The organism is Ramlibacter paludis (assembly GCF_022012305.1).
Taxonomy (GTDB): Bacteria; Pseudomonadota; Gammaproteobacteria; order Burkholderiales; family Burkholderiaceae_C; genus Ramlibacter; species Ramlibacter paludis.
This window is the reverse complement of sequence record NZ_JAKLTM010000004.1, coordinates 505,031-526,016: the sequence shown is the minus strand read 5'-3', so window position 1 is coordinate 526,016 and position 20,986 is coordinate 505,031. Positions and strand designations below refer to the sequence as shown.

The window sequence follows — 20,986 nt, the reverse complement described above, 5'->3', positions numbered from 1 at the left end:
AATCATTCGGCGAATGACGGGAAAAACAAAGCAATATCCTAGCGGCAACCGGCAATGATGGCGAAATGCCTTTTGCCGACTTCCACCGCCCCAGCCCGTTCCCCACGCCGCTGCGGCAGGCCATCACGGCGGCCACCCGCCCGCCCGAACCCGAAATCGTCCCCGGCCTGCTGGAGCAGGCCCGCCTCTCGCCGGCGCTGGCGCAAATGAGCCAGGCGATCGCGCTGAAGCTCGCGCGCACCCTGCGCGAACGCAAGGCGTCGGCGGGCCGGGCCGGGCTGGTGCAGAACCTGTTGCAGGAATACGCGCTGTCCTCGCAGGAAGGCATCGCGCTCATGTGCCTGGCCGAGGCGCTGCTGCGCATCCCCGACGCCGCCACGCGTGACGCGCTGATCCGCGACAAGATCGCGCAAGGCCAGTGGCAGACCCACCTGGGCAAGAGCCCTTCGCTGTTCGTCAATGCGGCCACCTGGGGCCTCTTGATCACCGGCAAGCTGGTGTCCACCCACAGCGAAAGCGGCCTCTCCGCGGCCATCGGCCGGCTGGTGAGCATGGGCGGCGAGCCGCTGATCCGCAAGGGCGTGGACATGGCGATGCGGATGATGGGCGAGCAGTTCGTCACCGGCGAAACCATCGCCGAGGCGCTGGCCCACGCGGCGCCGCGCGAAGCCGAGGGCTTCCGCTATTCCTTCGACATGCTGGGCGAGGCGGCGCTGACGGCGCGCGATGCCGAGCGCTACCTGCAGTCCTATGAGGAGGCGATCCATGCGATCGGCCAGGCGTCCGCCGGGCGGGGGATCTTCGAAGGGCCCGGCATTTCCATCAAGCTGTCGGCGCTGCATCCGCGCTACAGCCGCTCGCAATACGAACGCGTGATGGGCGAGTTGTATCCGGTGCTGGTGCGCCTGTGCGCGCTGGCGAAGCAGTACGACATCGGCCTGAACATCGACGCGGAAGAGGCCGACCGGCTCGAGCTGTCGCTCGACCTGCTGGAGCGCCTGGCCGCCGAGCCGCAGCTGCAAGGCTGGATGGGCCTGGGCTTCGTGATCCAGGCCTACCAGAAGCGCTGCCCGCAAGTCGTCGACTACCTCATCGATCTCGCGCGGCGCAGCGGCCGGCGGCTGATGGTGCGCCTGGTCAAGGGCGCCTACTGGGATTCCGAGATCAAGCGCGCGCAGCTCGATGGGCAATCCGGCTACCCCGTCTACACGCGCAAGCCGTACACCGACATCGCCTACATCGCCTGCGCGCGCAAGCTGCTGGCGGCGCCGGACGCGGTGTATCCGCAGTTCGCGACGCACAACGCGCAGACCGTGGCCGCCATCTACGAAATCGCCGTGCCGGAGAACTACACGCCGCAGCAGTACGAGTTCCAGTGCCTGCACGGCATGGGCGAGCCGCTGTACGAGCAGGTGGTGGGCGCGGCCGCGGCCGGCAAGCTGGGGCGGCCTTGCCGCATCTACGCGCCGGTGGGCACGCACGAGACGCTGCTGGCCTACCTGGTGCGGCGCTTGCTGGAGAACGGCGCCAACACCTCCTTCGTCAATCGCATCGCCGACCAGACGATTCCATTGGCGGAGCTGGTGCGCGATCCGGTCGAAGAGGTCGAGCGCATGGCCAGGCAGGAAGGGCAGGTGGGGCTGCCGCACAAGCTGATCCCGCTGCCGCGCGCGTTGTATGGAAGCACGCGGATGAATTCGCGGGGCCTGGACCTCGCCGACGAAGCGGCGCTGGCGCAACTCGCGGGCGAGCTGCGATCTTCCGTGGACGCAACGTGGACTGCACCTCCCGGCGCTTCCATGGATGGCGCGATTCCCGTGCGCAATCCTGCCGACCATGCCGACATCGTCGGCCACGTCCGCGAAGCGACGGTCGACGAGGTGGACCGCGCGCTCGCCGCGGCCGAGGAAGCCGCGCCGCATTGGGCGGCGGTCGCGCCGGCCGAACGCGCGCGAATCCTGGAGTCCGCCGCCGACAGCCTCGAGGCCGGCATGCCGCGCCTGATGGGCGTGCTGATCCGCGAAGCCGGCAAGAGTGCGCCCAATGCGATCGCGGAAGTGCGCGAAGCCGTCGACTTCCTGCGTTACTACGCCGGCCGCGTGCGCAAGCATTTCGACAACGCGACACACCTGCCGCTGGGGCCCGTGGTCTGCATCAGTCCCTGGAACTTCCCGCTGGCGATCTTCATCGGCCAGGTGGCCGCGGCGCTCGCCGCCGGCAACGCCGTGCTGGCCAAGCCCGCCGAGCAGACGCCACTGATCGCCGCCGAAGCGGTGCGTGTCCTCTGGGACGCGGGCGTGCCGCGAGCCGCCCTGCAACTGTTGCCGGGCCGCGGCGAGATCGTCGGCGCCCGGCTGGTCGGGGACGCGCGGGTGCAAGGCGTGCTGTTCACCGGCTCTACCGAAGTCGCCCGCATCCTGCAGCGCACGCTGGCCGGACGCGTGGGCGCCAACGGCAAGCCGGTGCCGCTGGTGGCCGAGACCGGCGGCCAGAACGCGATGATCGTCGACTCCTCCGCGTTGGCCGAACAGGCGGTGGCCGACGTGCTGAATTCCGCCTTCGACAGCGCGGGCCAGCGCTGCTCCGCGCTGCGCGTGCTGTGCGTGCAGGAGGATGCGGCCGACCGCGTGCTGGAGATGCTGCTGGGCGCGATGGCCGAATTGCAGGTCGGCAACCCGGACCGGCTCGCGGTCGACGTCGGTCCGGTGATCGATGCCGAGGCGCGCGACAACATCCTGGCGCACCTGGAGAAGATGCGGGCCAAGGGCCGCAAGGTGCACCAAGTGGCCGCGCATGTTGCGCAAGCGGCCGCGCAAGGCACCTTCGTGCCGCCGACGCTGGTCGAACTCGAAAGCATCGCCGAACTGGAACGCGAGGTCTTCGGGCCGGTGCTGCACTTCGTGCGCTACCAGCGCGAGGAGATCGACGGCCTGCTGGGCGCCATCAACGGCACCGGCTACGGCCTCACGCTGGGCCTGCACACGCGCATCGACGAGACCATCGCACGCGTGCTGGCGGCGGCGCATGCCGGCAACGTCTACGTCAACCGCAACATGGTCGGCGCGGTGGTCGGCGTGCAGCCGTTCGGCGGCGAAGGCCTGTCGGGCACGGGCCCCAAGGCCGGCGGACCCTTGTACCTGTACCGCCTGCTGGCGCAGGCCCCGGACGACGTGCTCGCGCGCGTGCTGGATGCGCCCGCCGACGAGACGCCGCCTTCCGCGCTGCGGGCCTTGCAGCGCTGGGCCGAGAAGAGCGACATGCCGCTGCTGGTGGCGAGCCGCCGGTTCGCGGCGCAGTCGCGCAGCGGTGTCGCCGAGACCTTGCCCGGCCCGACCGGCGAGCGCAACGTCTACAGCCTGGTGCCGCGGCAGGCGGTGCTGTGCCTGGCCGAGAGCGATGCCGACCGCCTGCTGCAGCTCGCGGCCGTCCTGGCCGTCGACAGCCGCGCCGTGTGGCCGGCCAGCGCGCAGCTGCTGCTGCACCGGCTGCCCTCGGAGGTGCAGTCGCGCGTCGCGCTGGCCAGCGACTGGAGCGCGCCTAACGTGGCCTTCGATGCGGTGCTGCTGCATGGCGGTGTCGCGGAGCTGGCGGCGGTGCGCCAGAAGCTGGCGCGGCGCGTCGGCCCCATCGTGGGCGCCGAGCGGCTGGACCCGGGCGATACGGCGATCCCGCTGGAGCGGCTGGTGGTGGAGCGTTCGCTGAGCGTGAATACGGCGGCGGCCGGCGGCAACGCTTCGCTCATGACGATCGGCTAGGGGGTCGCCCGCGGCGCGGCTTTACACCGGCGTGTTGATCACGGCTTCAATGCGGTGGCCGTCCGGGTCCACGACGAATGCCGCGTAATAGTGTTTGCCGTAGCCGGGGCGCGGTCCCGGAGGGCCGTTGTCCGAGCCGCCGGCAGCGATTGCGGCTGCATGGAATCGGTCGACCTCGCCCCGCGACGAGGCGGCAAACGCCAGGTGGAAGCCAGCACCCGGCGGCCGGGCGCCCGGTCTCGCCTTCAGGCAGAACTTGTCCTTGCCGTCCTCGAGCCCGTAGCCGATGGCGGTCTCGTCCTGGAACACCCGCCGATAGCCGAGAGCGCCGAGCGCCGCGTCGTAGAAGCTTGCGGATCTGGCGAGGTCCGCGACGCCTACGGAGAGGTGGTGGATCATGATTGGGATGGAGGCAAATCCATCATGGCCTGCTCCTCAAGGCGCGAGCCCATCAAACACCAGCAACGTGGCTTCCCCCTCCACGCGGGATCGATGCCGCACGCCCGCGGGCACTTCGAAAAATTGGCCTGGATTCAGGGTGACCGATTCCGAATCCAGGTCGATCGTGACGGTGCCGGTCAGGACGAAGAAGCACTCGGGACCGGAAGTGTGGACGTGGAAGTCCGCAACCGTGCCTCGCATGACGCGGAACTTGAGGTTCGCGCCTCCGTGCGATGCGAGCGTTTGCGCGAACCAGGGTTCGGGATGGGTGCGCGGCAACTCACGGGTATCGACAGGTGGACGCACGGTGATGGTCTCGGTCTTCATCGCTCACTTGCCCCACCGCCACCGCGGCGACTCCCCCTTCGCGAGGCATACCGCGGTGAGGAGCGCAGTGAGAGCCGCCACATAGCCGGCGAAGAACCAGTGCCCGCGCGACGGCAGGAGGAACACCACGCCACCGGCCACCAGAGCCAGGAAGACCGCCACGACGGCCCATCCCTGCCAGGTGCAAGGCGTCCAGCCCCAACCGTAACGCTTCGCGCGAAACCAATGGCTCGATTCACCGGGCATCGGAACCTCCTTCAAGACGACGCGAACCTTGCCGCGCTTGCATGCCATCTTGCACGAATTCCCGCTGCCGCTCCAACCCGCAGGGAGGGCTCCATTACAGTTCCCGCATGACCGCGACCTTCCCCATCCAGGCCGAATGGGTGCACCTGCAGTACCAGGAGCCCGCCGCCTTCACCGAAACCTATGGGTTCTCCGGCAGCCAGGGCGCGGTGAACCTGGAAGGCATACGCTTCCGGCCGGAAGGCCAGGCCAGCGACACGCTGATGGTCTTCATGCATCCCTCGTCGACGCTGCAACTGCTGCCGGTGCCGCGCGCCATGGCCGCCACCGGCGCGCACGTGCTGTGCGCTGGCAGCCGCTACCAGCGCAACGACACCGCGCTGATCCTCGAGAAGGTCCTGCTCGACCTGGGCGCCTACATCCGCCACGCGAAGGAGGTCTGGGCTTACCGGCACGTGGTGCTGGTCGGCTGGAGCGGCGGCGGCTCGCTCGCGATGTGCTACCAGGCGGAGGCCGAGGATCCGCGCATCACGCACACGCCTGCGGGCGATCCGGTCAACCTGAAAGGCGCGGGCCTCATTCCGGCCGACGCCATCGTCTACCAGGCCGCGCACCTGTCGCGCGCGCACCTGCTGGCCGAGGTCATCGATCCTTCGGTGATCGACGAGGCCGATCCCGACCGGCGCGAGGTCGAGCTCGATCTCTACGACCCGCGCAACCCCAACCAGGCGCCTTACAGCGCCGCGTACATCGGCCGCTACCGGGCCGCGCAGCTGGCGCGCATGCGGCGCATCACCGCCTGGGCGAAGGCGCAGCTGGCCGAATTGATGGCGCGCAACACCGGCGAAGTGGAGCGCGGCTTCATCGTCCATCGCACGCTGGCGGACCCGCGCTTCCTCGACCCCACGCTCGACCCCAATGATCGCAAGCCGCAGTGGTGCTACCTCGGCAATCCCGAGACCGTGAACTCGGGGCCGGTAGGCCTGGCGCGCTTCACGACCTTGCGCTCCTGGCTGTCGCAGTGGTCGCTGGACGACTCCAACGGCGACGGCCTCGCGGCCGCTGCGCGGGTGCGCGCGCCGCTGCTGGTGATCGAGAACAGCGCCGACGACGGCGCGCCGCCCGCGCATCCCAAGATGCTGTTCGCCGCCGCCGTCTCGCCCGACAAGACCTTCCACGCCGTGCAGGGCGCCAACCACTACTACGCCGGCCAGCCCGAGCTGCTGGCGCAGGCGACGCAGCTGGTGCGCGACTGGCTCGCCGCGCGCCACCTTCTCTAGGCGCTGGCTATGATGGGTCCTCCGCGAAAGGACTTCCCATGCGCGCACCGGACCTCCCGTTCCTGTTCCTGAAGAAGCCGCTGGCGGGCATCGCCGCCGCGGTGCTCTGCCTCTCCAGCTTCGCCGCGTCGCAGGCGCCGGTGGCCGCCGAGCACGGCATGGTCGTCACCGCCCAGCACCTGGCGAGCGACGTCGGCGTGAACGTGCTGAAGAAGGGCGGCAATGCGATCGATGCCGCTGTGGCCGTCGGCTACGCATTGGCCGTCGTCTATCCGGCCGCGGGCAACCTGGGCGGCGGTGGCTTCATGACCATCCAGCTGGCCGACGGGCGCAAGAGCTTCATCGACTTCCGCGAGAAGGCGCCGCTGGCGGCCAAGCCCGACATGTACCTGGACAAGGACGGCAACGTCATCAAGGGTGCATCGACCTCGGGCTATCTCGCCGTCGCCGTGCCCGGTTCGGTGGCCGGCATGGAATACGCGCTGTCCAAGTACGGCACGATGAAGCGCGGCGACATCCTCGCGCCCGCCATCGGCCTGGCCGAACGCGGCTTCCAGCTGGACCAGGGCGACATCGACATCTTCGGCACCGCCACCGAGGGCTTCCGCAAGGACGCGCCGTCGGCGGCCATCTTCCTGAAGAAGGGCGAGCCCTATGCGGTGGGCGACCGCCTGGTGCAGAAGGACCTGGCCAGGACCTTGCGCCGCATCGCGCAGCAGGGCGCGGCGGGCTTCTACCAGGGGCCGGTGGCGGCGGCGATCGTGGCATCCAGCCGCGCGGGCGGCGGCATCCTGGCGCAGGCGGATTTCGATCAATACAAGGTGCGCGAGCTGGCGCCGGTGGAGTGCGACTACCGCGGCTTCCACATCGTCTCGGCGCCGCCGCCCAGCTCGGGCGGGGTGGTGATCTGCGAGATCCTCAACATCCTGGAAGGCTATCCCCTGCGCGACCTGGGCTACCGCTCGGCGCAGGCGGTGCACTACCAGATCGAAGCGATGCGGCATGCCTACATGGACCGCAATAGCTACCTGGGCGACCCGGACTTCGTGAAGAACCCGCTGGACCGCCTGCTTTCCAAGACGTACGCCGCGTCGCTGCGCCAGGTGATCGCGCCCGACAAGGCCGGCATCTCTGCCGAGATCAAGCCGGGCGTGCCGCCGCACGAGGGCAGCAACACCACGCACTATTCGATCGTCGACAAGGACGGCAACGCGGTTTCGGTGACCTACACGCTCAACGACTGGTTCGGCGCGAAGATCACGGCCGCCGGCACCGGCGTGCTGCTGAACGACGAGATGGACGACTTCACCGCCAAGGTCGGCGTGCCCAACCTGTACGGGCTGGTGCAGGGCCAGGCGAACTCCATTGCGCCCGGCAAGACGCCCTTGAGTTCGATGTCGCCGACGATCGTGACGCAAAACGGCAAGCCGGTGATGGTGGTCGGCACGCCGGGCGGCAGCCGGATCATCACCGCGGTGCTGCACACCATCCTGAACGTGATCGACTACGACATGGACCTGCAGGAGGCGGTGGACGCGCCGCGCTTCCACCAGCAATGGCTGCCCGAAACGACCAACCTGGAACGCTTCGCGGTGAGCCCCGACACGCGCAAGCTGCTGGAAGGCATGGGCCACAAGTTCGGCAATCCGCAGCCGGCCAACCACATCGCCGCCATCCTGGTCGGCGCGCCTTCGCTCAAGGGCAAGCCGGTCGGCGCCAACCGCTATTACGGCGCCAACGACCCGCGCCGCAATTCCGGCCTGGCGCGCGGTTACTAGCCAGGCAGGCCGGGTTGCGCTCCGCGCACCCCGGCTCTCACGGCGCGGCCAGGTACACCCCCGGCTCGCCGGACAAGCCGCGTTTCACCTGCCGCGTGATCTCGTCGGCCAGCACTTCCTCGGCCCCGGCCTCCAGCGCATCCAGCGCCGCCCGCACGATGTCGTCGGCGTTCGACTTCGGCGCGTCGATGCCGGTGGTGAGGTCGGTATCGACGAAACCCATGTGCAGTCCCAGCACCTGCGTGCCGTGCGGCCGCAGTTCGTTGCGCAGGCCGTTGGTGAGGCTCCAGGCCGCCGTCTTGCTGGCCGCATAGACGGCGAGTTGCGGCCGGCTGATCCAGCTCGCGACCGACAGCACGTTCAGCAGCGCGCCGCCGCCGTTGGCCTGCAGGATGGGCGCGAAGGCTTGTGCGATGCGCAGCGGGCCGAAGAAGTTGGTTTCCATCTGGGCGTGCGCGGACTGCAGGCCGTTGGGCGCGAGAAAACCGCCGAACTGGGCGATGCCCGCGTTGTTGATCACGATCTGCGCATCGCCGGCCTTGCGTGCCGCGGCCGCGACGGAATCGGGATTGTTCACGTCCAGCCGCACCGGGATGACGCCGGCCAGCGTGACGCTGTCCGGGTCGCGCGCGCCGGCGTAGACCTTGCGGGCGCCGCGCTGCAGCGCCGCGCGGGCAAAGGCGAGACCGATGCCGCGGTTGGCGCCGGTGATGAAGACGGTGGAGTTGGCGAGTTGCATGGTGGAAGACTCTTTCATTCGAGGACGCGCGAGCCGGCGCCGGGCGGGGAAGCAGTGGTGGCGCGCAGCGCGAGCAGCGCGAGGGCGAGCACGAAGCCGCCGAAGCCGAGGCCGGTGGCGACCAGGTTGCCGCTGCGCGCGGCGACGATTCCCGCGATCACCGCGGGCAGTCCCATCGCGATGTACGAGACGACGAACACGACCGACAGCACGCCCGCCCGTTGCGCCGGACTGGCGGTGGCGACGACGCTGCGCACGCCGCCCTGGAAGCCGGTGCCGAAGCCGATGCCGGCCAGGATGGCGGCCGCCAGGAAGCCGCCGGGCTGGTGCGAGGACAACGCCCACAGCACGCCGGCCATGCCGGTCGCGAGCGCGGCGGCGCCGATCTGCATCAGCCGCAGCGGTTGCAGGTCCTTCAGCACGAGCACGGCGATGCCTGCGCTGCCGGCCAGCAGGAAGAGGGCGAAGCCGCCGCCGAGCGACGCGTCGAAGCCGAAGACGCGGTGGATCAGGGCCGGGCCGAGCGAGGCGTAGAAGCCGGCGAGCGCCCAGCCGGCCACCAGGATAGGGACGGCCATGCGCAGCGGCGCACGCGCGGCTTCCGGCGTCGCGAGCTGCGGCTTGAGCGAGGCCCAGGCGCCGGCGCGGCGCTGGCCGGGCTCGGGCAGCAGGGCGATGCCCAGGCCTTGCAGCAGGTAGAGCGCCGCCAGCACGGCGTACACCAGGTGCGTGGGCGCGGGCAGGTAGTGCACCAGCAGGCCGGAGACGAAGCCGCCGAGCGCGGTTCCCATGGCGGGCGCCACCGCATTGGCGATCGTGCCCTTGGTGCGATCGAGGTCCAGCATGCCGGCGCCTACGGCGGCAATCGCGGCGCCGGTGGCCAGGCCTTGCAGGATGCGGCCCGCGTACAGCGCGGCCACGCCTTGCGCGCCGGCAAACACCGCCATCGCCACGAGCTGCAGCGCGACCGAAGCGAGGATCACGGGCTTGCGGCCGATGTGGTCGCTCAGGCGCCCGAACACCAGCAGCGCGGCCAGCAGCACCAGCACATAGGAAGAGAAGACGGCGGTGACGGTGGCGGGCGAGAAGCCCCACAGCGCCTGGTAGACCGGGTACAGCGGCGTGGGCGCGCTGGAGCCGGCGAGGAAGGAGATGGTGATCGAGGCCAGCAGGTAAAAGCCGGCGGGTTTGGCGGCGGGTTTGGCGACGGGCTTGGCACGCGGCACGGCGAGCGGCGGCGCGGCCAGGGAGGTGGTGACTGTGGGCGGCAGCGAGGCGGCGGGGCAGGTCGTGGTCATCGGGAACTTTCCTTGAACAGACAGGTCTGTCTATTTGCACTATACAGACCTGTCTGTTAATGTCAAGCCCATGTCCACGAGATCCGCGACCCGAACCGAGAACCCGGCCCCCAACGCCTCCACGGCCGAGCGGCTGCCCGTGCGCGAGCGCCTGCTTGCCGCCGCCGACGAGCTTTTCTACCGGGAGGGCATCAACAGCGTCGGCATCGACCGCGTGCTGGCCCATGCCGGCGTCGCCAAGGCTTCGCTGTACGCCACCTTCGGCAGCAAGGAAGAACTGGTGCGCGCCTACCTGGAGGGCAAGGGCGAGGCCCGGCGCCGGCGCATCGAAGCCAAGATCGCGCAGCACGAGGCACCGCGCGAGCAGCTGCTGGCCGTCTTCGACGCCATGGCGGACACCTTCGCCACGCCGGGTTTTCGCGGCTGTGCCTTCCTGATGGCGAATTCGGAGTTGCCGGGCGGCGAGCGCACGCGCCAGGTCTGCGACGACTACCGTGGCTACATCCGGTCGCTCTTCACGCAACTGGCGAAGGAAGCGGGCGCGCGCAACGTGCCGACGCTGGTGCAGCAGCTGGTGATGCTCTACGACGGCGCGCTGGTGTCGGCGCAGATGGACGGGAACGTCGCCTCGGCGGGGGCGGCGAAGGCGATGGCGACGGCGCTGCTGGATGCGGCGATCGCGGGGCGGGCGCCGGCGAAGGCGCGCTAGCCGCCTTGCAGCTTCCCGCATAGCAGGGTTGCCGGACGGCGGCCACGGGGGCGTGGGGCGCTGCCTATGATGGATCCATGCCCCGCATCACCTTGCCATCCCCCGGCCAGATGGACGCCGCCCAGAAGGCGGTCTACGACAAGATCGTCTCCGGCCCGCGCGGCAAGATCCAGGGGCCGCTGCGCGCGGTGCTGCACAACGCCGAGCTGGCCGACAAGTGGCAGGCGCTGGGCGCCTTGCTGCGCTATGGCACCTCGCTGCCGCCGCGCCTGTCGGAGATCGCCATCCTCGTGACCGGCCGCGCCTGCAACTCGCCCTTCGAGTGGTATGCGCACCGCATCGAGGGCGAGAAGGCAGGCATAGAGCCCGCGATCCTCGATGCGCTGCTGGCGCAGGTCGAGCCGCCCGGCCTCACGGCGGACGACGCGCTGGTCTGGCGCTATGCCGTCGAACTCAATCGCCACAAGTCCGTTTCCGACGCCACCTATGCCGCGGCGCTCGCGCGCTTCGGCGAACGCACCGTGGTGGAACTGACCGCCCTCATCGGCTACTACACGATGGTCGCCATGACCTTGAACTGCCACGAGATCCCGCTGCCCGAGGGCGTTCGGCCGGCCTTCGCACTGCCGCAGCAGGGCGAGCTGGCATGAGCGAAGCCAACGTGTCGGGCGGCTGGGACTGCCACGCCCACCTGTTCGGTCCCTACGAACGCTTCCCGCTGGCGGCCGAGCGCAGCTACACGCCGCCGGAGGCGATGGAGCCGCAGTACATGGCGCTGCTGCGGCGCCTGGGCCTCACCCACGGCGTGCTGGTCCACCCGAGCGCCTACGGCGACGATCATTCGCTGCTGCTGCACGCGCTGGCTGCGCAGGACACGCTGCGCGGCGTGGTGGTGGTGCGGCCCGGCAGCGCGTTGCCCCTGGCGGGCTTGCGCGCGCAAGGCGTGCGCGGTGCGCGCTTCAGCCATCGCAGCGGCGCCGGCGCCAATTTCGCCGGCAGCGCGTCCTTCGAGGACCTGCGCGCGCTCGCCCCGCAGCTCGCCGATGCGGGACTGCATGCCGAGCTCTGGACCGATTGCCGCGCGCTGCCGGCGATCGCGCAGCAGATTCGCTCGCTGCCGGTCCCGGTCGTCATCGACCACATGGGCGGCTTCGACGTGCAGGCGGGCGTGGACGACCCGGGCTTTCGCACCTTGCTGGCGCTGCTCGAGTCTGGCCGGGTGTGGGTGAAGCTGTGCGCCTACCGCAACCTGCTGCAGGAAAGCGACTGGGAAGCGGGTCGCCCGTTCCAGCAGGCACTGGTGGCCGCGAACCCCGAGCGCCTGGTGTGGGGCAGCGACTGGCCGCACCTGCGCGTGGCCCCGGCGCCGGACACGGTGCAACTGCTGGACATGTTCATGGACTGGTCCGGCAGCGATGCCGTCGTGCGGCAGGTGCTGGGTACCAATGCGGAACAGCTGTACCGCTGACCCGCGGCAGCGCTAGCCGTCGACGGGGGCCGTGGCCTGCAGCGAGGGCCGGGTGCTCACGCCCGCGAACCAGGCCGCCAGCCGCGGGGCCTGTGCGCGCCAGCCGAAGGCATCGAAGCGGTAGTCCAGGTAGCCGAGTGCGCAGGCGACGGTGAGCGACCCAATGGTGAACGGCGCTTGCGCCAGCGCTTGCGCTTCCGCATCCAGCTCCTTCAAGGACGCCCGCGCCTTCAGCTCGAACGCGTCCAGCAGCGGCTGCAGCGGCGTGACCCGCTCGCGCTCGTTGCGCCACAGGATCAGCGCATCCAGCAGGCCGTCGCCGAAGGCGTGCCAGCGCAGCGCCTGCCAGCGCGCTTCGCCCTGCGCCGGGAACAGCGGCCCGCCGGCCAGGTCGTTGAGGTACTCGCAGATCACCACCGAGTCGAACAGCGTGCTGCCGTCCTCGCGCACCAGCGTCGGGATCTTCGACAGCGGGTTGACGGCCATGATGGCCGGGTTCGGCTTGAGCATCGCCGCGACCGAGCGGACCAGCTCCAGGCGCGGAATCAGGCCGAGCTCGTGGGCGCAGATCATCACCTTGCGCACGTAAGGCGACTTGGGCGACCAGTGCAGGATCAGCGGGCCGGCCATCAGATCACCTCCGCCTGGCGCAGGGCCTCGATGTCGGCGCCGGCGTAGCCGAGTTCCGCCAGGATGGCGGCGCTGTGCTCGCCCAGCAGCGGCGGGGCCGAGCGGATCGGCAAGGCTTCGCCCTCGAAGCGGATCGGGCTTGCCACCAGCGGCACGTCCACGCCGGCGGGATGGGGCACGTGGCGCAGCATCTCGCGCGCCTTCACCTGCGGCTCCTTGAACACGTCCGCCACGGTGTTGATCGGGCCGCAGGGCACTCCCGCCGTGTCGAGCGCGGCGATCAGCTTCTCGCGCTCCCATTCGGCGAACTCGTCGCGCAGCAGCGCCGACAGCTCGCCGATGTTGCGCACGCGCTGGGCGTTGGTGGCGAAGCGTGGGTCGGTGGCCCACTCCTGCTTGGCGAACACCTGGCACAGGCGCGCGAACTGGCCGTCGTTGCCCACGACGAGGATCACGTCGCCATCGGCGCAGGAATACACGTCCTGCGGCTGGATGTTGGGATGCGCGTTGCCGTTGCGTCGCGGCACCTTGCCCGAGACCAGGTAGTTCATCGCCTGGTTGGCCAGCGTGGCCACCTGCACGTCGAGCATGGCGATGTCGATGTTGCCGCCGACGCCGGTCTCGTTGCGGCGCGCCAGCGCGGCCAGCACCGAGACGGCCGTGTACATGCCCGTCATCAGGTCGACGATGGGCACGCCCACTTTCTGCGGACCGCCGCCCGGCTTGCCGTCCTTCTCGCCGGTCACGCTCATCAGGCCGCCCATGGCCTGGATCAGGAAGTCGTAGGCCGGCTGGTCGCGGCGTGGTCCGGTCTGGCCGAAGCCGGTGACCGAGCAGTAGATGAGGCGCGGATTCACCTTGCGCAGCGCGGCCTCGTCCAGGCCGTAGCGCGCCAGCGTGCCGGCCTTGTAGTTCTCCAGCACGATGTCGGCGCGCGCGGCCAGCTCGCGCACGATCTTCTGGCCCTCGGGCTTTTCCAGGCTCACCGTGATGGAACGCTTGCCGCGGTTCACCGCGAGGTAGTAGCCGGCTTCCTTGGTGTCGCGGCCCTCGGCGTCTTTCAGGAAGGGCGGGCCCCAGGTGCGCGTGTCGTCGCCGGCGCCCGGCCTCTCGACCTTGATGACCTCGGCGCCCAGGTCGGCCAGGATCTGGCCGGCCCAGGGCGCCGCGAGGATGCGGCTCAGGTCGAGGACCTTGACGTGGGACAGCGGGCCGGCGGCGGTGCTCATGGGAATCTCCTGGATGCCCTGCATTCTCGGACTCGCGGCCGCGTCCGCCTAGGCGGGCCGCCTGCATAGCAGCCTTGACGGAACCCGCCTAGGCCGGACGACGCCGCGCTCCTAGATTCGCAGCTCCACTACCCAGGAGACAGCATGACGATGAAGCAGATGGCGCTGGCCGCGGCGGCCCTTCTTGCACTGGCCGCCAGCGGCTGCGGCGGCGCGAGCGCGGGCATCGACCAGCCCGCGTTCGTCGACACCAGCGCGCTCGCGATGAAGACACCGACCACTTCCTGCACGTCGTTGGCCGGGACCGCGCTGCCGGCTTCGGCGATCGCGCTGCCGACCAGCGGCGTTTCGATCGACGCGGCCAGCGTCGTGGCCGCCGCGCCGGAACAGGTGGGTGCCACCAGCGTCACGCGCGCGCTGCCGGAATACTGCCGCATCCTCGGCTCGATCCGGCCGGTGGATCCGGCCGCGCCGCCGATCAAGTTCCAGCTCAATGTGCCCACCCAGTGGAACCAGAAGACCATCCAGGTCGGCGGCGGCGGCCTCGACGGGTCCATCCCGGCCAACCTGGCGGCGGTGGGCACGTCGGGCTCGCCGATCTCCGGCGCCTTTCCGCCGGACGCGCCTTATCCCCTTTCCAGCGGCTATGCGATGTTCGGGGGCGATTCCGGCCACCAGGATCCGGGCAACACCGCGACGTGGGCCCTCAACCAGGAAGCCTGGGTCAACTTCGCGCACGCGGGCCTGAAGAAGACGCACGACGCCGCCTTCGCGATCATCCAGGCGCTCTACGCATCGCGGCCGCGCGTCAGCTACTTCATGGGCCAGTCGCAAGGCGGCCGCGAAGCCATGGAAGTGGCGCAGCGCTATCCGGAGGACTACGACGGCGTGGTCGCGACCTCGCCCTTGATCGGCTACACGGCGCACGTGGTGCACAAGACGCTGCTGGCCACGGTGCAGTCCGGCGCGGGCTGGATCCCACCGGCCAAGCAGGCCGCCATCGGCGCCGAAGTGCTGCGCCAGTGCGACAGCCTGGACGGCCTCACCGACGGCGTCATCGGCAACTACCTGGCTTGCGCCGCGCGCTTCGACCCGCAGAAGGTGGCGCAGCCCTTCGCGGCCATCCGTTGCGCCGGCGGCTCCGACACCGGCAACAGTTGCGTGTCGGACAGCCAGATCGCCACGCTGAACCAGATGCACGCGCCCACCCGCTTCGGCTTCGCGCTGGCCAACGGCTGGACCGAATTCCCGGGCTACGAAGCGGGCCGCGAATCCGAGGGCGGCTGGCTGAACATCTCGCCGCAACCTTCGCAGGCCGCGCAGCCGGCGCTGGGGCAGCCGGGCGCGACCGTGAGCTACGGCATCCTCAAGGACCCGGCCTTCAACCTGGTGAACTTCTCGGTGGCCGCGTTCAAGGACCGCATCGTCGACGCGTCGGCGCTCATCGATTCGACCAACACCGACCTCAGCCGCTTCTTCGCGCGCGGCGGCCGCCTCATCATCAAGGCGCAGGGTTCCGACTATTCGTCGAACCCGCACACGGTCATGCGCTGGTACGACACGCTGGTCGGCCGCTTCGGCCAGAAGGACGTCGACAGCCACGTGCGCTTCTACATGCTGCCCAACGGCGACCACAACGGCGGCGTCCAGAGCCTGCCGGCCCGCACGCCGGAACCGCAGTACGTGGACCTGATCCGGCTGTCGACCGACTGGGTGGAGAAGAACGCCGTGCCCCCGGACGCGCCGGAGGTGAGTGCCAAGCAGGCGCTGCCGCCGTACACCGTGAGCGCGACGCGCCCGATGTGCCGCTACCCGGCCTATCCGCGCTACGTCGCGGGCGACGCGAAGCTGGCGGCGAGCTACCGCTGCACGGTCGACTGAGGGATGCGGGGCCGGCCTTGCGGGCCGGCTCCTCTCACAGCGCCTTGGCCTTGGCCTTTGCCAGCTCCAGCTTGGCGATGGCGTTGCGGTGCACTTCGTCGGGGCCGTCCACCAGCCGCACGGTGCGCTGGTGGGCATAGGCCTCGGCCAGCCAGAAGTCCTGGCTGACCCCGCCGCCGCCGTGGGCCTGGATGGCCCAGTCCACGACCTTGCACGACATGTTGGGCGCGACCACCTTGATCATCGCGATCTCGGCGCGCGCGACCTTGTTGCCCACGGTGTCCATCTTCCACGCCGCGTTCATCGTCAGCAGGCGGGCCTGGTCGATCATGCAGCGCGACTCGGCGATGCGCTCGTGCCAGACCGACTGTTCGGCCAGCGGCTTGCCGAAGGCGATGCGCTTCTGCAGGCGGTCGCACATCAGCTCCAGCGCGCGCTCGGCGGCGCCGATGGAACGCATGCAGTGGTGGATGCGCCCGGGGCCGAGGCGGCCCTGCGCGATCTCGAAGCCGCGGCCTTCGCCCAGCAGGATGTTTTCCACCGGCACGCGCACGTTCTCCAGCGCGACTTCCATGTGGCCGTGCGGCGCGTCGTCGTAGCCGAACACCGACAGGTGCCGCAGTACCGTGACGCCCGGCGTGTCGCGCGGGACCAGCACCATCGACTGCTGCGCGTGGCGCGGCGCATCGGGGTCGGTCTTGCCCATCACGATGAAGATCTTGCAGCGCGGGCTGCCGGCGCCCGAGGAGAACCACTTGCGGCCGTTGATCACGTAGTGGTCGCCGTCGCGGCGGATCGAGCACTGGATGTTGGTGGCGTCGGACGACGCCACCGCGGGCTCCGTCATCAGGAAGGCCGAACGGATCTCGCCGGCCAGCAGGGGCTTGAGCCACTGCTCCTTGTGCGCCTCGGTTCCGTAGCGCTCCAGCGTTTCCATGTTGCCGGTGTCGGGCGCCGAGCAGTTGAAGACCTCGCCCGACCAGGACACGCGGCCCATCACTTCGCACAGCGGCGCGTAGTCGAGGTTGGAGACGCCGCCGTTACCCTGGTACGGGTGCGGCAGGAACATGTTCCACAGGCCGGCCGCGCGTGCTTTCGGCTTCAGTTCCTCGATGACGGGAACCACCTGCCAGGGGTTGCCCTGGCGCCGGAATTCGTCCGTCTCGCGGTGGTAGCGCTCCTCGTTCGGGTAGATGTGCTGGTCGTAGAAGGCGCGCAGGCGCTGCAGCAGCTCCGCGGACTTGGGGGACGGTTCGGCGAACATGGGCTCTCCTGGGGACGACGAAGCCATTGGACCCGCTCCCGCGGGCCTTGTCGATCACCCGAGCGACAGCTCAGCGCCCGGTGAAGACCGGGGCCCGCTTCTCGGCGAAGGCGCGCTGCGCTTCGCGGGCGTCCTCGGTCTTGCCGATCTGCGCCGTCATGTCCTGCTCGTAGCGGTAGCCGTCGCGCAGGCTCATGTCCTCGATGGTGTTGAGCGTGTGCTTGAACATGCGCGTGGCAATGGGGCTCTTGGCGGCGATGGTGCGCGCGATCTCCAGGGCGGTGGGCATCAGTTCCTCCGGCGCGACGCAGGCTTCCACCACGCCCAGGCGGTACAGCTCGGCACCGGGGACGCGCATGCCGGTCAGGGCCATGCGCCGCAGCCGCGAGTGGCTGAACAGGCGCATCGCATGGCGGCCGCCGCCCAGCAAGCCGACGTCCACCTCCGGCATGCCGAGCGATGCCTTCTCGGAGGCGACAAGGATGTCGCTGGACGCCACCATCGCCAGGCCGGAACCGAGCGCGGCACCGTTGATCGCCACCACCACCGGCTTCGCGCATTCGCGGATGGCGTGGAAGCACTCGCGGGTGCGGCGCGAATGGGCCGGCAGGTCGCCCGGGCCCTTGATGACCTCGGCGCGGCCCTTCAGGTCGGCGCCGGCGCAGAACACCTTGCCGGCGCCGGTGAGCACTACCGCGCGCACGTCGTCCATTTCGCTGATGCGGTCCAGCGCCAGCGTCAATTCGTCGTTGAGGGTGCGGGTCAGCGCATTGACGGGCGGCGCGTTCATCGTCAGCGTGGCGACGAAGTCTGCGATGCTCACTTCGAGCTGGGTCAGGTCGTTCATGGCAGGGTCCTCTTCCTGGTCTTCAGTCCAGCTTCGCGCCGGAGACTTCGATCACTTTCTTCCACTTGGCCGCCTCGCTGCGAATCAGGGCGGCCATCTCGGCCTGGCTGCTGCCCTGGGGCAGCACGCCGCCGGCGGCCAGCTGCTCCTTCAGCTCGGGCGACTGCAGCACCGCATTGATCTCGCGGTTCAGGCGGTCGATCACGGCCTGCGGCGTCTTCGCCGGCACCGAGATGTAGTTGACCGGCGCCGCCTCGAATCCCGGGAGCGCCTCCGCGATGGCGGGCACGCTGGGCAGCAGCGGCGAGCGTTTCGCGGTGGCGACCCCGAGCGCGCGCAGCGCGCCGCTGTCGATGTGCGACTTGTACACGGCAATGCTGTCGATGGCCATCTGCACCTGCCCCGACAGCAGGTCGGTCAGCGCCGGGCCGGTGCCGCGGTAGGGGATGTGGACGATGAAGACGCCGGCCGATTGCTTGAACAGCTCGCCGGCCAGGTGGCTGCTCGCGCCCTGGCCGGCGCTGGCGAAATTGACCTTGCCCGGATGCGCCTTGGCGTAGGCGATGAACTCCTTCAGGTTGCGCACCGGCAGGTCCTTGTTCACGACCAGCACGTTGGGCACGATCGCCACCTCGGAGACGGGCACCAGGTCGTGCGCGGGGTCGTAGGGCAGCTTGGCCATCAGGTAGGGATTGGCCATCTGCGGTCCCGGCGTCGTGTACAGCAGCGTGTAGCCGTCGGCCGGCGCCTTGGCGACGAGGTCGGCGCCCAGCGTGGCGCCGCCGCCCGGTTTGTTGTCGACCACCACCGGCTGGCCCAGGCGCTTGGCCAGCGGCGCGGCCACGGCGCGCGCGACGATGTCGGCGCCGCCGCCGGGGGCGAAGGGCACGACCAGCCGCAGCGGCCGGTTCGGATAGTCCTGCGCCGCCGCGCCCAGTGCGCAGGCGGCCAGCAGCAGGGCGGCGGTGTGGCGGAGTTTCTTGTTCAAGCGGGTTCCAGGTTCCTGTAGGTGACGCCGCAGCCCGGCCCTTCGGGCAGCCGCAGTTGTCCATCTTGCACCGGCAGCGGCGTGAAAGGGTCGTCGAGCAGATGCAGGTGTTCCGACAGCTCGCAGGCATGCGGCAGGCGGCGGATCACGCTGGCGCATTGCAGGCTCATTGCCTGCAGCAGGGACGGCCCGAAAGCCGCACCCATGCGGCAGGCCACTTCGCCTGCCTCGCAGAGGCGCACGGCCTGCAGGAAGCGGCGGATGCCGCCCAGGTTGGTGACCTTGAGGTTGATCACATCTGCAGCGCGCTCCGTCACCAGGCGGAACACGTCGCGCACGCTCTGCGCGCTCTCGTCGGCCTCGATCGCCACCGGCAGCGTCCGCGTGAGCAGCGCGAGGCCGGCGAAGTCGGCGGCCGGCACCGGCTGCTCGATCAGGGCGATGCCGTAACGCTCCATGCGGCCGAAGGCGACCATCATCTGCTTGGCGTTGTACGACTGGTTGGGGTCCAGCGTCAGGGCCACGGCGTCGCCCGCGGCGGCGCGCACGGCGGCAACCCGCTGCACGTCGGTGTCCGTGTCGCCCGACAGCTTGAGCTTCAGCTGCCGGTAGCCCTCGCCGGCGAGCCGGGCCGCGATGGCCGCCATCTCGTCGGGCGCCTTGATCGGCAGGATGCGCGACAGCGGCACCGCATCGCGCAGCTTGCCCCCGAGCAGCACGTGCACGCCCACGCCGAGGCGGCGCGCCAGCAGGTCGTGCAGCGCCATGTCGATGGCAGCCTTCACCGTCGGCTGGTAGGCCAGGGTGGCGTCGATCTCCTCCATGGCCGCGGCCACGTCGTCGACCGGGCGGCCCACCAGCCGCGGCGCCAGGAACGCCAGCCCCGCTTCGGCGCCGGCGCCGTGGGTGGAGATGGCCGGGATGGCGTGGCAGTAGCCGAGGCCCTCGTGGCCGTCCTCGTCCCGCAGGCGCAGCGCCCAGCCCTCCAGCCGCGGCACCTGAGCGCGCGCGAACTTCCATTGGGGGTCGGCCAGCGCCTGCGTACAGGACGCCAGCGTGGCGGCGGCGATCTTCATTCGAGCGTGATCTTCGCCTTGCCGATGATGTTCTTCCACTTGTCCGATTCGGCCAGCATCAGCTTCTGGTAGTCGGCCGGGGTGGACGTGACCGGCAGCGCGCCCTGGGCCAGGAACTGCTGCTTCATCTCGGGCGCATTGACGGCGGCGACCGCGGCGTCGCGCAGCCTGGCGGCAATCGCAGGCGGCAGGCTCTTGGGGGCGATCAGGCCGTAGGTCGTTTCCATGATCACGCCGGGCAGTCCCTTTTCCGCGGTGGTCGGTGTGTTCGGCAGCTGCGGGGCGCGGGTGGTGGCGGCGACGGCCAGGACCTTGAGCGTGCCGGCGTTGACGTGCGGCAGCACCGGCAGCAGGTCGACCATCGTCACGTTCACTTCGCCGGCCAGCAGCGCGGTCACGGCCGGCGCCGCGCCCTTGTACGGCACGTGCAGCAGGTGCACCCCGGCCTGGTCCTTGAAGATTTCCATGCCGATGTGCGGCGTGGTGCCCGGGCCGGCCGAGCTGTAGCTCAGCTTGCCGGGTTCGGCCTTGGCCTTCTTCACCAGCGCTTCCAGCGAGTCGATGCCCGACTTGCTGTTCACCACCAGCACGCTGGGGATCTTGGCGACGAGGGTCAGGTACTGGATGTCGTCCAGCCCGTAAGGCGCCTTCATCAGGTTGGGCATGCCGGCCAGCGGGCCGGGCGCGACCAGCGCGAAGGTGTAGCCGTCGCCGGCCGCCTTGACGGTGGCATCGACGCCGATGGTGCCGCCGGCGCCGGCGCGGTTGTCCACCACCACCGGCTGGCCCAGCGTCGCGGCCATCTTCGTCGCGAGCAGGCGGGCGATGGCGTCGGTGGGGCCTCCGGCCGCGTACGGAACGATCAGCTTGATCGGATGGGCGGGCCAAGCCTGGGCATGGGCAGCGGGGGCGAGCAGGGAGCCGCTGGCGCAGAGGGCGAGGGCGGCGGAAAGAAGGCGGCGGGTGCGCAGCATGGTGGGTTTGTCTCCTGGGTTCTGGCCTGCAGTCTAGGAGCCGCGCTGCGCGCCGG

19 protein-coding genes are annotated in these 20,986 nt (G+C 70.0%); 7 read left to right on the top strand and 12 right to left on the bottom strand.

The window, feature by feature from the left end:
• Positions 1-35: 35 nt before the first annotated feature.
• Positions 36-3,755 (top strand): trifunctional transcriptional regulator/proline dehydrogenase/L-glutamate gamma-semialdehyde dehydrogenase, encoded by a 3,720-nt coding sequence (gene putA / locus LZ009_RS16270; RefSeq protein ID WP_346730755.1) that lies wholly within the window; start codon positions 36-38, stop codon positions 3,753-3,755.
• Between the two features lie 21 nt (positions 3,756-3,776).
• On the opposite strand, the gene LZ009_RS16265 is transcribed toward putA, so the two are convergent.
• From LZ009_RS16265 to LZ009_RS16255, 3 genes are read right to left on the bottom strand one after another with little or no spacing between them, the layout of a single operon-like run.
• Positions 3,777-4,154, bottom strand: coding sequence for a VOC family protein (locus tag LZ009_RS16265; protein WP_275698997.1), 378 nt, complete (start codon positions 4,152-4,154; stop codon positions 3,777-3,779).
• 36 nt (positions 4,155-4,190) lie between these two features.
• Positions 4,191-4,523, bottom strand: coding sequence for a cupin domain-containing protein (locus LZ009_RS16260; RefSeq protein ID WP_275698996.1), 333 nt, complete (start codon positions 4,521-4,523; stop codon positions 4,191-4,193).
• A 3-nt stretch (positions 4,524-4,526) separates the two neighbouring features.
• Positions 4,527-4,769, bottom strand: coding sequence for a hypothetical protein (locus LZ009_RS16255; RefSeq protein WP_275698995.1), 243 nt, complete (start codon positions 4,767-4,769; stop codon positions 4,527-4,529).
• Between the two features lie 107 nt (positions 4,770-4,876).
• On the opposite strand from LZ009_RS16255, the gene LZ009_RS16250 reads away from it, so the two are divergent.
• Together LZ009_RS16250 and ggt are read left to right on the top strand one after the other, a co-directional pair.
• A complete protein-coding gene (locus tag LZ009_RS16250) occupies positions 4,877-6,049 on the top strand; it encodes an alpha/beta hydrolase family protein (RefSeq protein ID WP_275698994.1) in 1,173 nt (390 codons plus the stop codon).
• 38 nt (positions 6,050-6,087) lie between these two features.
• Positions 6,088-7,827, top strand: a complete 1,740-nt coding sequence (gene ggt / locus LZ009_RS16245) for a gamma-glutamyltransferase (RefSeq protein WP_275698993.1) — start codon at positions 6,088-6,090, stop codon at positions 7,825-7,827.
• A 37-nt stretch (positions 7,828-7,864) separates the two neighbouring features.
• On the opposite strand, the gene LZ009_RS16240 is transcribed toward ggt, so the two are convergent.
• Both LZ009_RS16240 and LZ009_RS16235 read right to left on the bottom strand, forming a co-directional pair.
• Positions 7,865-8,566 (bottom strand): SDR family oxidoreductase, encoded by a 702-nt coding sequence (locus LZ009_RS16240; protein ID WP_275698992.1) that lies wholly within the window; start codon positions 8,564-8,566, stop codon positions 7,865-7,867.
• 14 nt (positions 8,567-8,580) lie between these two features.
• A complete protein-coding gene (locus LZ009_RS16235) occupies positions 8,581-9,864 on the bottom strand; it encodes an MFS transporter (RefSeq protein ID WP_275698991.1) in 1,284 nt (427 codons plus the stop codon).
• Positions 9,865-9,934: 70 nt separating this feature from the next.
• On the opposite strand from LZ009_RS16235, the gene LZ009_RS16230 reads away from it, so the two are divergent.
• From LZ009_RS16230 to LZ009_RS16220, 3 genes are all read left to right on the top strand, one after another.
• Positions 9,935-10,573 (top strand): TetR/AcrR family transcriptional regulator, encoded by a 639-nt coding sequence (locus LZ009_RS16230; RefSeq protein WP_275698990.1) that lies wholly within the window; start codon positions 9,935-9,937, stop codon positions 10,571-10,573.
• A 77-nt stretch (positions 10,574-10,650) separates the two neighbouring features.
• Positions 10,651-11,223 carry a carboxymuconolactone decarboxylase family protein gene (locus tag LZ009_RS16225; RefSeq protein ID WP_275698989.1) on the top strand — a complete coding sequence of 191 codons (573 nt, stop codon included), beginning with the start codon at positions 10,651-10,653 and terminating at the stop codon, positions 11,221-11,223.
• Positions 11,220-12,041 (top strand): amidohydrolase family protein, encoded by an 822-nt coding sequence (locus LZ009_RS16220; protein ID WP_275698988.1) that lies wholly within the window; start codon positions 11,220-11,222, stop codon positions 12,039-12,041. The genes LZ009_RS16225 and LZ009_RS16220 overlap by 4 nt, the downstream gene beginning before the upstream one ends.
• A gap of 12 nt (positions 12,042-12,053) precedes the next feature.
• Here the strand turns inward: LZ009_RS16220 and LZ009_RS16215 are convergent, their stop codons facing one another.
• The gene (locus LZ009_RS16215; protein ID WP_275698987.1) at positions 12,054-12,671 is read right to left on the bottom strand and encodes a glutathione S-transferase family protein; all 618 of its coding nucleotides are present in this window, start codon (positions 12,669-12,671) and stop codon (positions 12,054-12,056) included.
• Positions 12,671-13,900, bottom strand: coding sequence for a CaiB/BaiF CoA transferase family protein (locus LZ009_RS16210; protein ID WP_275698986.1), 1,230 nt, complete (start codon positions 13,898-13,900; stop codon positions 12,671-12,673). Before LZ009_RS16210 ends, LZ009_RS16215 begins: the two co-directional genes overlap by 1 nt.
• 144 nt (positions 13,901-14,044) lie before the next feature.
• On the opposite strand from LZ009_RS16210, the gene LZ009_RS16205 reads away from it, so the two are divergent.
• The gene (locus LZ009_RS16205) at positions 14,045-15,781 is read left to right on the top strand and encodes a tannase/feruloyl esterase family alpha/beta hydrolase (protein WP_275698985.1); all 1,737 of its coding nucleotides are present in this window, start codon (positions 14,045-14,047) and stop codon (positions 15,779-15,781) included.
• Positions 15,782-15,815: 34 nt separating this feature from the next.
• Here the strand turns inward: LZ009_RS16205 and LZ009_RS16200 are convergent, their stop codons facing one another.
• The 5 genes from LZ009_RS16200 to LZ009_RS16180 all read right to left on the bottom strand — a co-directional run bounded on the left by LZ009_RS16200 (position 15,816) and on the right by LZ009_RS16180 (position 20,930).
• Positions 15,816-17,045 carry an acyl-CoA dehydrogenase family protein gene (locus LZ009_RS16200; protein ID WP_275698984.1) on the bottom strand — a complete coding sequence of 410 codons (1,230 nt, stop codon included), beginning with the start codon at positions 17,043-17,045 and terminating at the stop codon, positions 15,816-15,818.
• A gap of 70 nt (positions 17,046-17,115) precedes the next feature.
• Positions 17,116-17,892, bottom strand: coding sequence for an enoyl-CoA hydratase/isomerase family protein (locus tag LZ009_RS16195; protein WP_275698983.1), 777 nt, complete (start codon positions 17,890-17,892; stop codon positions 17,116-17,118).
• A 22-nt stretch (positions 17,893-17,914) separates the two neighbouring features.
• Positions 17,915-18,880: a Bug family tripartite tricarboxylate transporter substrate binding protein gene (locus tag LZ009_RS16190; protein WP_275698982.1), complete on the bottom strand. Its 966-nt coding sequence runs from the start codon at positions 18,878-18,880 to the stop codon at positions 17,915-17,917.
• Positions 18,877-19,956 carry a mandelate racemase/muconate lactonizing enzyme family protein gene (locus LZ009_RS16185; protein WP_275698981.1) on the bottom strand — a complete coding sequence of 360 codons (1,080 nt, stop codon included), beginning with the start codon at positions 19,954-19,956 and terminating at the stop codon, positions 18,877-18,879. The genes LZ009_RS16190 and LZ009_RS16185 overlap by 4 nt, the downstream gene beginning before the upstream one ends.
• Positions 19,953-20,930 (bottom strand): Bug family tripartite tricarboxylate transporter substrate binding protein, encoded by a 978-nt coding sequence (locus tag LZ009_RS16180; protein ID WP_275698980.1) that lies wholly within the window; start codon positions 20,928-20,930, stop codon positions 19,953-19,955. Before LZ009_RS16180 ends, LZ009_RS16185 begins: the two co-directional genes overlap by 4 nt.
• Positions 20,931-20,986 lie beyond the last annotated feature (56 nt).

Coding starts and splice junctions, on each gene's coding strand:
- LZ009_RS16265 (WP_275698997.1), bottom strand. CDS start 4,154: ATGATCCACCACCTCTCCGTAGGCGTCGCGGACCTCGCCAGATCCGCA.
- LZ009_RS16260 (WP_275698996.1), bottom strand. CDS start 4,523: ATGAAGACCGAGACCATCACCGTGCGTCCACCTGTCGATACCCGTGAG.
- LZ009_RS16255 (WP_275698995.1), bottom strand. CDS start 4,769: ATGCCCGGTGAATCGAGCCATTGGTTTCGCGCGAAGCGTTACGGTTGG.
- LZ009_RS16250 (WP_275698994.1), top strand. CDS start 4,877: ATGACCGCGACCTTCCCCATCCAGGCCGAATGGGTGCACCTGCAGTAC.
- ggt (WP_275698993.1), top strand. CDS start 6,088: ATGCGCGCACCGGACCTCCCGTTCCTGTTCCTGAAGAAGCCGCTGGCG.
- LZ009_RS16240 (WP_275698992.1), bottom strand. CDS start 8,566: ATGCAACTCGCCAACTCCACCGTCTTCATCACCGGCGCCAACCGCGGC.
- LZ009_RS16235 (WP_275698991.1), bottom strand. CDS start 9,864: ATGACCACGACCTGCCCCGCCGCCTCGCTGCCGCCCACAGTCACCACC.
- LZ009_RS16230 (WP_275698990.1), top strand. CDS start 9,935: ATGTCCACGAGATCCGCGACCCGAACCGAGAACCCGGCCCCCAACGCC.
- LZ009_RS16225 (WP_275698989.1), top strand. CDS start 10,651: ATGCCCCGCATCACCTTGCCATCCCCCGGCCAGATGGACGCCGCCCAG.
- LZ009_RS16220 (WP_275698988.1), top strand. CDS start 11,220: ATGAGCGAAGCCAACGTGTCGGGCGGCTGGGACTGCCACGCCCACCTG.
- LZ009_RS16215 (WP_275698987.1), bottom strand. CDS start 12,671: ATGGCCGGCCCGCTGATCCTGCACTGGTCGCCCAAGTCGCCTTACGTG.
- LZ009_RS16210 (WP_275698986.1), bottom strand. CDS start 13,900: ATGAGCACCGCCGCCGGCCCGCTGTCCCACGTCAAGGTCCTCGACCTG.
- LZ009_RS16205 (WP_275698985.1), top strand. CDS start 14,045: ATGACGATGAAGCAGATGGCGCTGGCCGCGGCGGCCCTTCTTGCACTG.
- LZ009_RS16200 (WP_275698984.1), bottom strand. CDS start 17,045: ATGTTCGCCGAACCGTCCCCCAAGTCCGCGGAGCTGCTGCAGCGCCTG.
- LZ009_RS16195 (WP_275698983.1), bottom strand. CDS start 17,892: ATGAACGACCTGACCCAGCTCGAAGTGAGCATCGCAGACTTCGTCGCC.
- LZ009_RS16185 (WP_275698981.1), bottom strand. CDS start 19,956: ATGAAGATCGCCGCCGCCACGCTGGCGTCCTGTACGCAGGCGCTGGCC.
- LZ009_RS16180 (WP_275698980.1), bottom strand. CDS start 20,930: ATGCTGCGCACCCGCCGCCTTCTTTCCGCCGCCCTCGCCCTCTGCGCC.